This window comes from Variovorax sp. E3 (genome assembly GCF_016082275.1).
GTDB lineage: Bacteria > Pseudomonadota > Gammaproteobacteria > Burkholderiales > Burkholderiaceae_C > Variovorax.
The window spans coordinates 30,934-44,027 of the sequence record NZ_MOWM01000054.1 but is presented as its reverse complement, the minus strand read 5'-3'; the positions used below and the strand labels follow the sequence as shown (position 1 = coordinate 44,027).

The following is a 13,094-nucleotide window of genomic DNA, read 5'->3' as shown; positions in this document are numbered from 1 at the left end:
CCGCCGTGCAGCCGGGCACGCCGCCCGCCGCACCCGGCGGCACGATGCGCTGACCGCCGCATTCCCACAGAGACCGACCGCAAGCGCCGCGCCCGATGAGTCCCTCACGCCCGTTCATTCTTCGACCGGTGGCGACCTCGCTGCTGATGGTCGCCATCGTGCTGGCCGGCCTGGTGGCGTTCCGCTTCCTGCCGCTGTCGGCCCTGCCGCAGGTCGACTACCCGACCATCCAGGTGCAGACGCTCTACCCCGGCGGCAGCCCCGAGGTCATGAGCAACACCGTGACCGCGCCGCTGGAGCGCCAGTTCGGCCAGATGGCCGGGCTCGACCGCATGAGCTCGACCAGCGCGGCGGGCGTGTCGATCATCACGCTGCAGTTCTCGCTGGGCCAGACGCTGGACGTGGCCGAGCAGGAAGTGCAAGCCGCCATCAACGCCGGCGGCTCGCTGCTGCCGGCCGACCTGCCGGCGCCGCCCGTGTACGCCAAGGTCAACCCGGCCGACGCGCCGGTGCTCACGCTGTCCATCACGTCCGACACGCTGCCGCTCACCGAGGTGCAGAACCTGGTGAACACGCGGCTGGCGCAGAAGATCAGCCAGGTCTCGGGCGTGGGGCTGGTGTCGCTCAGCGGCGGGCAGCGACCGGCCGTGCGCATCCAGGCCAACACGCAGGCGCTGGCGGCCAACGGCATCGGGCTGGACACGCTGCGCACCGCCATCTCGGCGGCCAACTCCAACGGCGCCAAGGGCAGCTTCGACGGCCCCAAGCGCGCCTACACCATCAACTCGAACGACCAGTTGCTCACGGTCGACGACTACAAGAACCTGATCGTCTCGTACAAGAACGGCGCGCCGATCCGCATGGTCGACGTGGCGCAGGTGGTCAACAGCGCCGAGAACAACCAGCTCTCGGCCTGGGCCGGCAACAAGGTCGACGGCACCAGCAAGCTGTCGCCCGCGATCATCATGAACGTGCAGCGCCAGCCCGGCGCCAACGTGATCGCCACGGTCGACGCCATCAAGCGGCAGCTGCCCGAGCTGCAGGTCGGCCTGCCCACGGGCCTGAAGATCGAAGTGCTCAGCGACCGCACGGCCGGCATCCGCGCGTCGGTGCAGCACGTCGAGATGGAACTGGTGCTGGCCGTGGTGCTGGTGGTGCTGGTGATCTTCGCGTTCCTGGGCAGCCTGCGCGCCACCGTCATCGCGAGCGTGGCGGTGCCCATCTCGCTGATCGGCACCTTCGGGCTCATGTACCTGCTGGGCTACAGCCTCAACAACCTGAGCCTGATGGCGCTGACCATCGCCACCGGCTTCGTGGTGGACGACGCCATCGTGATGATCGAGAACATCGCGCGCTACATCGAGGAGGGCGAAAAACCGCTGCAGGCCGCCTTCAAGGGCGCCACGCAGATCGGCTTCACCATCATCTCGCTGACCGTGTCGCTCATCGCGGTGCTGATTCCGCTGCTGTTCATGGGCGACGTGGTGGGCCGCCTGTTCCGCGAGTTCGCGGTGACGCTGGCCATCACCATCCTGATCTCGGCGGTGGTGTCGCTCACGCTGGTGCCGATGATGTCGGCGCGCTGGCTCAAGCACGAGCCCAAGCGCGACGCCGCGAGCCACGGCTTCGGCGCGCGCGCCCAGCGCTTCTTCGACGGCGTGATGGTGCGCTACGACCGCTCGTTGCACTGGGTGATCGACCACCAGCCGCTCACGCTGCTGGTCGCGCTGCTGACCATGGTGCTGACGGTGGTGCTCTACCTCACCATTCCCAAGGGCCTGTTCCCCACGCAGGACACCGGCCAGTTGCAGGCCCGCGTGCAGGCCGCGCAGGACGTGTCGTTCGAGCGCATGTCGCAGCTGCAGCAGCAGGCGGCGCAGGCCATTCTCGAAGACCCCGACGTGGAGAACCTCAGCTCCTTCGTGGGCGTGGACGCGGCCAACAACACCATGCTGCACACCGGCAGCATGCTCATCAACCTGACCCGGAGCCACGACCGCCAGCAGGACGTGATGGAGCGGCTGCGCGAGCGCGTGCGCCAGGTGGCGGGCGTGACGCTGTACCTGCAGCCCACGCAGGACCTGACCATCGACGCCGAGACCGGCCCGACCGAATACCGCGTGTCGCTCGAGGGCGTGGACAGCGCGGCCATCACCTCGTGGATGAAGAAGCTCGTCGCCAGGCTGCAGGAGTCGGACAAGGTGCGCAACGTGAGCAGCGACGCCGGCGCGCAAGGGCTCGCGGCGTTCGTGAACGTGAACCGCGACACCGCGGCGCGGCTGTCGATCACGGCCAGCACGGTGGACGACGCGCTCTACAGCGCCTTCGGCCAGCGCATCGTGTCGACCATCTTCACCGAGACCAACCAGTACCGGGTGATTCTCGAGGCGCGTCCGGGCATGGTGAACACGCCGCAGACGCTGGGGCAACTGAACCTGATCGCGGGCTCGGGCGTGGCGACGCCGCTGTCGGCCATCGCGGACATCAGCGAGCAGCAGGCGCCGCTGCAGATCACGCACGTGGCGCAGTACCCCGCGAGCACGCTGAACTTCGACACCGCGCCCGGGGTGTCGCTGGGCGGCTCGGTCGATGCCATTCGCGCGGCCGCCAAGGAAATCGGGCTGCCGAGCAGCGTGACCATGACCTTTTTGGGCGCGTCGGGCGCCTACGAGCGCTCGCTGTCCAACCAGCTGTGGCTGATCCTGGCGGCGGTGGTGTGCGTGTACATCGTGCTGGGGGTGCTGTACGAGAGCTACGTGCACCCGCTCACCATCCTGTCCACGCTGCCGTCGGCCGGCGTCGGCGCGCTGCTGGCGCTGATGATCACGGGCAACGACCTGGGGGTGATCGGCATCATCGGCATCATCCTGCTGATCGGCATCGTGAAGAAGAACGCGATCATGATGATCGACTTCGCGATCGATGCCGAGCGCACGCAGGGCAAGTCGCCCCGCGAGGCCATTCACCAGGCGGCGCTGCTGCGCTTTCGCCCGATCCTGATGACCACGCTGGCCGCGCTGTTCGCCGCCGTGCCGCTGATGCTGAGCTTCGGCGAGGGCGCCGAGCTGCGCCGGCCGCTGGGGCTCGCCATCTTCGGCGGGCTGATCGTCAGCCAGCTGCTGACGCTGTTCACCACGCCCGTGATCTACCTGGCGTTCGACCGGCTGGGCGGTGGGAGCTCCCGGCGTGCGGTGATCGAGGAGGAAGCGGTTTGAACCGTTCGACTCCCCGTGTCGAGGTTGCTTTCCGGGGCCGGAATGTCCGCCGGGTCCGCCGGGCACGGCCGCTGCGCGGGTGTGCCGTTCGCGCCGAGCGAAGCAATGGCGCGTTCGATTCCCCAAGCCCTTCTGGCTGCGCCGAGGAGCGGAGCGTTTCGCGGATCAGGGCTCGCCCTTGTCTGAGCGCAGCGAGTTTGGGCGAGACCCCGCGAAACGCGAGCACCGCAGGTTGCCCGGAGCGAAGCGCAGGGTCGCAGGCAGCAGGGTCGCCTTTCTTTTGCCTACGTTTCTTTGGCGAAGCAAAGAAAAGTAGGTCGCCCGCCGGGGCGAGACCCGGCCTCCGTCCTCCGCAAGGAGCGCCGAGATGAACCTGTCATTGCCCTTCGTGCGCCGCCCCATCGGCACGGTGCTCCTCACCATCGGCATCGCGCTCGCCGGCATCGCCGCGTTCTTCGTGCTCCCGGTTTCCCCGCTGCCCCAGGTCGACTACCCGGTCATCTCGGTGAGGGCCTCGATCCCCGGCGCCAGCCCCGAGACGATGGCGACCAGCGTGGCCACGCCGCTGGAGCGGCACCTGGGCACCATCGCCGGCGTCAACGAAATGACCTCCACCAGCTCGGTGGGGTCGGCTCGCGTCACGCTGCAGTTCGACCTGAGCCGCAACATCGACGGCGCCGCGCGCGAAGTGCAGGCCGCCATCAACGCCAGCCGCGTCGACCTGCCGGCCACGCTGCGCAGCAACCCGACCTACCGCAAGGCCAACCCGGCCGCGTCGCCGGTCATCATCCTGGCGCTCACGTCCAAGACCAAGACGCCGGGCCAGATCTACGACGCCGTCTCCAACATCGTGAGCCAGCGGCTGTCGCAAGTCGACGGCGTGGGCGACGTCGAAATCGGCGGCGGCTCGCTGCCGGCCGTGCGCATCGAGCTGCTGCCTTTTGCGCTCAGCCGCTACGGCATCAGCACCGACGACGTGCGCGCCGCCATCCAGGCCTCCAACGCCAACCGGCCCAAGGGCATGGTCCAGGGCGAGGGCCGCAAGCTGCAGATCTACACCCAGACGCCGGCCCTGCGCGCCAGCGACTACGCGCCCATGGTCGTGGCCTGGCGCAACGGCGCGGCGGTGCGGCTGCAGGACGTGGCCGAGGTGGTCGACGGCGTGGAAGACACGCGCACGCTGGGCCTGTTCAACGGCGAGCCCGCGATCATCGTGCTCATCACGCGGCAGCCTTCGGCCAACATCATCGAAACGGTGGACAGCGTGCGCGCGCTGCTGCCCGAGCTGCAGGCGCAACTGCCGCCCGACGTCACGCTGCAGGTGGCCTCGGACAGCACCAACTCCATCCGCGGCTCGCTGCGCGAAGTGGAGCTCACGCTGGTCATCTCGGTCATCCTGGTGGTGCTGGTGGTCAGCCTGTTCCTGCGCAGCGTGCGCGCCACCATCGTGCCGGCCGTGGCCACGGTGGCGGCGCTGCTGGGCACCTTCGGGGTCATGTACCTGCTGGGCTTCAGCCTCAACAACCTGAGCCTGATGGCGCTCACGGTGGCCACCGGTTTCGTGGTGGACGACGCCATCGTGGTGCTGGAGAACACCAGCCGCCACATCGAGTCGGGCATGACGCGCATGAAGGCGGCGCTGCTCGGCGCCAAGGAAGTGGGCTTTACCGTGCTGTCGATCAGCGTGTCGCTGGTGGCGGTGTTCATTCCGCTGCTGTTCATGGGCGGGCAGGTGGGGCGGCTGTTCCGCGAGTTCGCGGTCACGCTGTCGGCGGCGGTGCTGATCTCGCTCGTCATCTCGCTGACCACCACGCCCATGATGTGCGCCTGGCTGCTCAAGCCCGGCGGCGAGCACGACAAGAGCAAGCCGCAGGGGCGCCTGGGCCGCATGGCCGCGCGCGGCTACGACTGGGTGCTCAAGCGCTACGAGACCAGCCTGGACTGGGCGCTGGACAGCAAGGGCCTGGTCATGCTGATCCTGGTGGCGGTGGTGGGGCTGAACGTGTACCTGTTCAGCGCCGCGCCCAAGGGCTTCTTTCCGCAGCAGGACAGCGGCCAGCTCAACGGCGGCCTGCGCGCCGACCAGAGCATTTCGTCGCAGGCGCTGGCGGCCAAGCTGCGACAGGTGGTGGACATCATCCGCAAGGACGAGGCGGTCGACACCGTGGTGGGCTTCACCGGCGCCGGGCGGGCGGGCGGCGGCTTCATGTTCGTCAACCTCAAGCCGGCCAGCCAGCGCAAGGACAGCGGCATGGCCGTGATCGCACGGCTGCGCCCGCAACTGGCCGAGGTGACCGGGCTGCGCGTGTTCCTGGGCACCGTGCAGGACGTGCGCTCGGGCGGGCGCGCCAGCAACTCCACCTACCAGTACACGCTCAAGAGCGACAACCTGGCCGACCTGAAGACCTGGGCCATCAAGCTGGCCGACGAGCTGAAGACGCAGCCGGCGGTGACCGACATCGACACCGACCAGGCCGAGAACGGCGTGGAGACCGTGGCCAAGGTCGACCCCGACAGCGCACGGCGGCTCGGCCTGACTTCCACCGCCATCGACAACGCGCTCTACAACGCCTTCGGCCAGCGGCAGGTGGCCACCATCTACACCGAGCTCAACCAGTACCACGTGGTGATGGAATGGGCGCCGCGCTACACGCGCAGCCCCAACGCGCTGAGCGACGTGTACGTGCCGGCCACCAAGACGTCCATCGTGGCGGGGCAGGCCGTGACCACGCAGGTCGCGGCGCCGGTGGCCAGCACGTCGACGGCCGGCAAGGCGGGCACCACGGGCTCCACGTCTTCGTCGTCTTCATCGTCGTCCGCCAGCGCCGCCGTGCCGGTCTCCGCCAACCCCGGCCTGCGCAACGCGTCGTCGGGCAACGTGCTGAGCAACACGGCGACCGCGCTGGTGCCGCTGTCGGCGGTCGCGAAGTTCGTGGAGCAGTCGGTCGCCACGTCGGTGAGCCACGAAGACGGCGAGCTGGCGACCACCATCTCGTTCAACCTTGCCGACGGCGCCAACCTGGGCGACGCGCGCGACGCCATCGCCAAGGCCGAGGCCAACATCGCCATGCCCACCAACGTGCGCGGCGCGTTCGCGGGCACGGCGGCCAGCGCGCAGCAGTCGCAGGGCCAGCAGGCGATGCTGATCCTGGCGGCGCTGATCGTGATCTACATCGTGCTGGGCATCCTGTACGAGAGCCTGGTGCACCCCATCACCGTGCTGTCGACGCTGCCGTCGGCCGGCGTGGGCGCGGTGCTGGCGCTGCTGATGTTCCGCATGGAGTTCTCCATCATTGCGCTGATCGGCGTGTTCCTGCTGATCGGCATCGTCAAGAAGAACGCCATCCTGATCATCGACTTCGCGCTGGAGGCCGAGCGCTCGCGCGGGCTCACGCCGCTGGAGGCGGTGCGCGAGGCCTGCCTGCTGCGCTTCCGCCCGATCCTGATGACCACGCTGGCCGCCGCGCTGGGCGCGCTGCCGCTGGCCATCGGCTTCGGCGAGGGCGCGAGCTGCGCCGGCCGCTGGGCGTGGCCATCATCGGCGGGCTGATCGCCAGCCAGCTGCTGACCCTGCTGACCACGCCGGTGGTGTACCTGCTGCTGGACAAGCTGCGCCGCCGCGGCAAACATGAACACGAACTGAGCCGTGCCACGACCGCTTGAGAACACCGCCATGAACGCACTGCTTTCTTTTTCCTTCCGCTCGCCGGGCCGCTTCTCGCTGTCGGCGCTCGCGCTGGCCGCCTTGCTGGCCGGCTGCGCGGTCGGCCCGCGCTACGAGCAACCGGTCACGGCCCTGCCCAGCGGCTGGAAAGAACAGAAAACCGCCGAGGGCTGGCTGCCCGCCGCGCCGGCCGACGCGCTGGACCGCGGCGAGTGGTGGAAGCTCTTCGGCGACCCCACGCTCGACGAGCTGGCCTCGCGCGTGCAGGTGTCGAACCAGAACATTGCCGCGGCGGTCGCCAACTTTGCCAATGCCGAGGCGCTGGTGCGCGGGCAGCGCGCGGCGCTGTTCCCGTCGGTGTCGCTCAGCGGCTCGGGCAAGCGTTCGGGCACGGGCACCACCAGCCCCTCGAACGCCTTTGGCGCCTCGCTGGGCGCCACCTGGGAGCCGACGTCTGGGGGCGGCTGCGCGAGTCGGTGAACAGCGCGTCGGCCAACGCGCAGGCGAGCGAGGCAGACCTTGCATCAGCGCGGCTGTCGGCGGTCGGCAGCCTGGCCACCAACTACCTGTCGCTGCGCGAGGCGGATGTCGAAATCGGCCTGCTCGACGAAACCATCACGGGCTACGAGCGCGCCTACACGATCACGAACAACCGCTACAAGGCCGCGATCGCCGCGCAGTCGGACGTTCTGCAGGCGCAGAGCCAGCTGGCCACGGCACGCGCCACGCGGGTGTCGCTGATGCGCAACCGCGCCACTTTCGAGCACGCCATCGCGGTGCTGGTGGGTGCGGCACCGGCCGAGTTCAGCCTGCCGCCCGCGCCCTGGACGCAGACCGTGCCCGGCATTCCGACCGGCGTGCCCTCGGTGCTGCTGCAGCGCCGGCCCGACATCGCGGCGGCCGAGCGCGCGGTGGCTTCGGCCAATTCGCAGATCGGCATTGCCCGCTCGGCCTACTTCCCCAGCTTCAACCTCAGCGCGTCGATCGGCAGCAGCGCGAGCCGGGTGGGCGACCTGTTCTCGGCGCCGACCTCGCTCTGGTCGCTCGGCCTGTCGGCGGCGCAGGTGGTGTTCGACGCGGGCGCCATCGCGGCCAACGTCGATGCGGCCAAGGCCAGCCACGAAGCGAGCGTGGCGCGCTACCGCCAGACCGTGCTGGCCGCGTTCCAGGGCGTGGAGGACCAGCTCACCGCCGGGGCCGCACTGGCCCAGCAGGAAGGCATGTACCGCGAGGCGTCCGAGGCCGCCGACAAGACCGAGCAGATCCTGCTCAACCAGTACCGCTCGGCCCTGGTGGCCTACACCGACGTGGTCACGGCCCAGGTGGCCGCGCTCAATGCCAGGCGCACGCTGGTGCAGGTGCAACGCGACCGCCAGACCGCGGCGGTGGCGTTGATCCAGGCCCTCGGGGGCGGCTGGCAGGCGGGCTGGATGGAAGGCGGCGCGCAGGCGGCTACGCCCGCGCAGCCCACCCCCGCGCGTTGAGCCCGCGGGCGCCGTCGACGTTCAGTGCGCCGGACGGTCGATGGTGTGGCCCAGGTAGTCCTTGTCGGTCACCAGCACCCAGAGCGCCAGCACCAGGATCACCGCGGCCACGAGCACCGCGTTGATCAGGGCCGGCTCGAGGCCGCGGAATCCGACCAGCCAGGGCGACACCGCGAGCCAGGCCGCCAGCGCGACCTCGGTCCACTCTTCCCACTGTCGCGGCACGAAGGTGGCGCCCAGGGCCACCGCGCCGAGCAGGATGCCGGTCGCCACCATCGTCCACATCGCGGACGACATGTCCGAAAAGCCCAGAACCCAGGGCGAGACGATCAGCCACACGCCCGCGACGGCGTTGACGGGGTCCTGCCAATGCTTGACTTGCTTCATGGTCGTTACTCCTGTCGCGACACGGCGCCGCGACAGGCTGTTCGACCTCTGTTATGGAACGAGGTTCCACTACACGGCTGTTTCGGCTGCGGATGCATGAAACAGCACCAAAAAGGTGCGCGTGTAGTGCTTTGTAATGAGGGCTACAGCGTTTATTCTTAAATGTGTGAGTAAATGTTAAGAAATTATCCCTAACCCTCGAAAAAGTCCGAAATCAGATTTTACGGAAATCGGGGATATGAAGCTTCGATACGGAGCCGTACCATCCGCGCGGCCTGATACCGGCCGCACCCCGTTTCCGATTTCCGATGACCCCCTCAGACCCTTCCCGGACACGCGCGTTGTCCGTGGCCGAGACGCTGCGTAACCGCATCTTCGACGGCGTGATCGCACCCGGCTCCCACCTGATGGAGATCTCCCTGGCCAACGAGCTGGGCGTCTCGCGCACGCCCGTGCGCGGCGCGATGGCGCGGCTGGCCGACGAGGGGCTGCTGGTGTACCTGCCGAACAAGGGTTTCCAGGTGCGCCGCTTCACGCCAAGGACGTGTACGACGCCTTCAGCGTGCGCGCCACGCTCGAAGGCATGGGCTGCCGCATCGTGGGGGAGCGCGGGCTGGACGGCCCGGCGCTGGAACGACTGGTGGCCATGCTCGCCGAGCAGCACGAGGTGCTGCGCGCCGACGGCTGGAGCGACGAGCGCGCCATGCGCTGGCACGACCTGAACCTCGAGTTCCACCGCAAGCTGCTGGCGCTGGCCGACAACCGCTGGCTGGCCGAGGCGGTGCGCCGCGCCTGCCAGCTGCCGATCATCTTCGACAGCAACCTGCGTCCGCACAACCGCGACGCGTCGACGCTGCTCTACCAGCGCGGGCAGGTCGAGCAGGCGCTGAAAGAGCACCGGCAGATCGTCGAGTCCCTGAGCCGGCAGGAGGCCGGCGAGGCCGAGGCCGTCATGCGCGAGCACATCATCGCCAACCGCGACCTGCTGGTGCGCTACCTGGGCCAGCAGAACGGCCGCGTGCGCGCGCTGGCCTAGTTGCTGGCCACTACGGGTTGCCGCGCACCACCGGTGGCACCAGGTACGCGCCCGACTCGAACAGCTGCGCCTCGGCCTGGTCGATGCGCTTGATCACCGGCTTGCCGGCGCGGCTGGCCAGCAGCTCGACCAGCGCCTCCGTCACCGCGACCCCGGCCGCGACCGACGGGAAGAAAGACGGGCTGTGAATGGTGAACAGCAGCGTTTCGTCCGCCAGCAGCGACAGCGGCGAGGTCACGCTGTCGGTGACGGCCACGATGCGGCAGCCCGCCGCCTTGGCCGCCTGTGCCACCTGCAGCGCCTCGCGCGAGTAGGGCGCAAAGCTCGCCACCACCAGCGCGTCGCCCTTGGCGAAGGCGCGCTGCTGCATTTCCAGCGAGCCGCCCTGGCCGTCGACCAGGTGCACGCTGGCACGGAACAGCCGATACACGTAGACGAATGAAAAGGCGATCGCAAAGCAGGCCCTGAAACCCGCGGCATGCACGGCGGGCGCCTTCTCGATCAGCGCGCAGGCCTTTTGCAGCGCGTGCTCGCTCTGCTGGTGCGTGGCCTCGAGGTTGCGGCGCTGCACCTCGAACATCTCGCCCGTCAGGCTCTGGTCCTTGGCGCGGCCGACCAGCTGCTTGGCGCGCCCGCCGTAGGTCTCGGGGCCCAGCCCCATGTCCGCGGCAAAGGCTTCCTTCAGTTGCGGCCAGCCCTCGAAACCCAGCGTCTGTGCAAAGCGCACGAGCGTGGCCGGCGTGCTCTGCGAACGCGTGCCCACGTTGCGCATCGAGCCGGTGACGACCTCGTTCGGGTGGTCGAGCACGTAGCGCGCCACCTGCTGCAGCGCGGGGCTCAGTTCGTTGAAACGCTGGCGGATCTGTTCTCTGGCGCCCATGGCGATGTCTCTTTTCGGCTGCTGTTGGAACAAATGTACCGGAGGTGTTTTACGCCGACGGTTGACGGAACAAATGTTCCAAACAATAATTCAACCGAAACGTTAGTTCCAACTACCCGATCCGCCATGACGCACGTCTTTCACCGCCACCTTCGCCAGACCCCGCCCGTTGCCGCCGGCTCGCACGGCATGTTCATCCGCGACGCCGAGGGCCGCGAATACCTCGACGCGTCAGGCGGCGCGGCCGTGTCCTCGCTGGGCCATGCGCACCCCGAGGTGCTGGCCGCCATGCACGCGCAGCTCGACACGCTGGCCTATGCCCACACCAGCTTCTTCACGAGCGAGGTGGCCGAGCAACTGGCCGACGAGCTCATCGGCTCCGCGCCCGAGGGCATGAGCCACGTCTACCTCGTGAGCGGCGGCTCCGAGGCGGTGGAGGCCGCGCTGAAGATGGCGCGCCAGTACTTCGTGGAAATCGGCCAGCCGCAGCGCACGCACTTCATCGCGCGGCGCCAGAGCTACCACGGCAACACGCTGGGCGCGCTGGCGGTGGGCGGCAACGCGTGGCGGCGCGAGCCCTTCGCGCCGATCCTCGTGCCGGCCACGCACGTGTCGCCGTGCTACCCGTACCGCGAGCAGCGCGCCGACGAAAGCGCCGAGCAGTACGGCCTGCGCCTGGCGGCCGAACTCGAGGCGGCCATCGTCGCGCAGGGCGCGGACCGCGTGATCGCCTTCGTCGCCGAAACCGTGGGCGGCGCCACGGCCGGCGTGCTCACGCCCGTGCCCGGCTACTTCAAGGCGGTGCGCGCGGTGTGCGACAAATACGGCGTGCTGCTGATCCTCGACGAGGTGATGTGCGGCATGGGCCGCACCGGCTCGCTGCACGCCTGCGCGCAGGAGGGCGTGGTGCCCGACCTCATGACCGTCGCCAAGGGCCTGGGCGGCGGCTACCAGCCCGTGGGCGCGGTGCTGGCGCAGCGCCGTATCGTCGAGGCCATGTCCAAGGGCAGCGGCTTCTTCCAGCACGGCCACACCTACCTGGGCCACCCGATGGCCTGCGCCGCCGCGCTCGCGGTGCAGCAAGTGATCCGGCGCGACGGCCTGGTCGCCAAGGTGCGCACGGACGGCGTCGCCTTCGGCGCGATGCTGGCCGAGGCACTGGGCGCGCATCCGCACGTGGGCGACATCCGCGGCCGCGGTTTCTTCTGGGGCCTGGAGCTGGTGGCCGACCGGGGCGGCAAGACGCCGTTCGATCCGGCGCTCAAGGTCAATGCGCTCATCAAGAAAGACGCGATGGCGCGCGGCCTGCTGTGCTACCCCTTCGGCGGCACGGTCGACGGCCGGCAGGGCGACCACGTGCTGCTGGCGCCGCCGTTCATCGCGACGCGGCAAGACCTGCAATCGATCGCCACGCGCCTGGCCGAATCCATCGATGCGGTGACACGTGCCGCCGCGCGCTGAGCGCACGCTTTCTTTTCGCGTTTTTTCCCCTTCACCGTCCTTCACAGGAGCGTTCCATGCCCAAGCCACGTCCGTTGTTTTCGTCTCTTGCCGCCGCGTTCGCCGTGGCTTTCGCGGTGCTGCTGCCGCACGCCGCGCAGGCCCAGGAGGGCGACACGCTTGCCAAGATCAAGGCCAGCGGCGCCATCACCTTCGGGTACCGCGAGTCGTCGTTCGGCTTCTCGTACCTGGACAGCAACCTCAAGCCCATCGGCTACAGCATCGAGATCTGCAACCGCATCGTCGAGGCCGTGAAGAGCGAGCTGAAGATGCCGGCCATCGAGATCAAGTATCAGGCCGTGACTTCGGCCAACCGCATGCCGCTGGTGCAGAACGGCACGGTCGACATCGAGTGCGGCTCCACCACCAACCTGGTCGAGCGGCAGAAGCAGGTGGCGTTCTCGCCGGACATCTTCCGCTACAACGTGCGCATGCTGGTCAAGGCCGATTCGGGCATCCGGAGCATTGCCGACCTGCAGGGCAAGACGGTGGCCACCACCAGCGGCACCACGTCGTTCCGCCTGCTGCGCGAGGCCGACAAGGGCCGCGGGCTGGACGTGACCAACCTCGCGGGCAAGGACCACAGCGACTCGTTCCTGCTGGTGGAAAGCGGCCGCGCCCAGGCCTTCGTGCTCGACGACATCCTGCTGGCCGGGCAGCTCGCGAACGCGCGCAACCCCAAGGACTTCATGATCACCGGCGAGAGCCTGCGCACCGAGAACCAGTCGCTCATGTTCCGCAAGGCGACCCGGCCTTCAAGGCGCTGGTCGACCGCGTGGTGTCGGGCATGATGAAGTCGGGCGAGATGGAAAAGCTCTACACCAAGTGGTTCATGTCGCCGATTCCGCCCAAGGGCATCAACATCAACTACCCGCTGAACGCCGAGACGAAGGACGCGTTCGCGAACCCCTCGTCGAAGGGCATCTGA

5 protein-coding genes and 4 pseudogenes are annotated in these 13,094 nt (G+C 68.8%); 7 read left to right on the top strand and 2 right to left on the bottom strand.

Going from position 1 to position 13,094, the window contains the following annotated elements; genetic code table 11:
• Positions 1–95 precede the first annotated feature (95 nt).
• The 3 genes and pseudogenes from BMG07_RS19655 (at position 96) to BMG07_RS19645 (ending at position 8,363) form a co-directional block, all read left to right on the top strand.
• Positions 96–3,215 (top strand): efflux RND transporter permease subunit, encoded by a 3,120-nt coding sequence (locus BMG07_RS19655; protein ID WP_198085964.1) that lies wholly within the window; start codon positions 96–98, stop codon positions 3,213–3,215.
• 367 nt (positions 3,216–3,582) lie between these two features.
• Positions 3,583–6,878, top strand: a pseudogene (locus BMG07_RS19650) (efflux RND transporter permease subunit).
• Between the two features lie 10 nt (positions 6,879–6,888).
• A pseudogene (locus tag BMG07_RS19645) lies at positions 6,889–8,363 on the top strand (efflux transporter outer membrane subunit).
• Positions 8,364–8,384: 21 nt separating this feature from the next.
• Here BMG07_RS19645 and BMG07_RS19640 read toward each other — a convergent pair.
• Complete coding sequence (locus tag BMG07_RS19640; protein WP_198085963.1) at positions 8,385–8,750, bottom strand: SPW repeat protein; 366 nt, start codon at positions 8,748–8,750, stop codon at positions 8,385–8,387.
• A gap of 308 nt (positions 8,751–9,058) precedes the next feature.
• On the opposite strand from BMG07_RS19640, the pseudogene BMG07_RS42455 reads away from it, so the two are divergent.
• Positions 9,059–9,262 (top strand): annotated as a pseudogene (locus tag BMG07_RS42455) (GntR family transcriptional regulator); the annotation flags it as partial.
• A 32-nt stretch (positions 9,263–9,294) separates the two neighbouring features.
• The gene (locus BMG07_RS19635) at positions 9,295–9,786 is read left to right on the top strand and encodes an FCD domain-containing protein (RefSeq protein ID WP_198085962.1); all 492 of its coding nucleotides are present in this window, start codon (positions 9,295–9,297) and stop codon (positions 9,784–9,786) included.
• Positions 9,787–9,796: 10 nt separating this feature from the next.
• Here the strand turns inward: BMG07_RS19635 and BMG07_RS19630 are convergent, their stop codons facing one another.
• On the bottom strand, positions 9,797–10,666 hold the full coding sequence (locus BMG07_RS19630; RefSeq protein ID WP_198085961.1) for a MurR/RpiR family transcriptional regulator: 870 nt from the start codon (positions 10,664–10,666) through the stop codon (positions 9,797–9,799).
• Positions 10,667–10,792: 126 nt separating this feature from the next.
• On the opposite strand from BMG07_RS19630, the gene BMG07_RS19625 reads away from it, so the two are divergent.
• Both BMG07_RS19625 and BMG07_RS19620 read left to right on the top strand, forming a co-directional pair.
• Positions 10,793–12,127: an aspartate aminotransferase family protein gene (locus tag BMG07_RS19625; protein ID WP_198085960.1), complete on the top strand. Its 1,335-nt coding sequence runs from the start codon at positions 10,793–10,795 to the stop codon at positions 12,125–12,127.
• A 56-nt stretch (positions 12,128–12,183) separates the two neighbouring features.
• Positions 12,184–13,094: pseudogene (locus tag BMG07_RS19620) on the top strand (amino acid ABC transporter substrate-binding protein).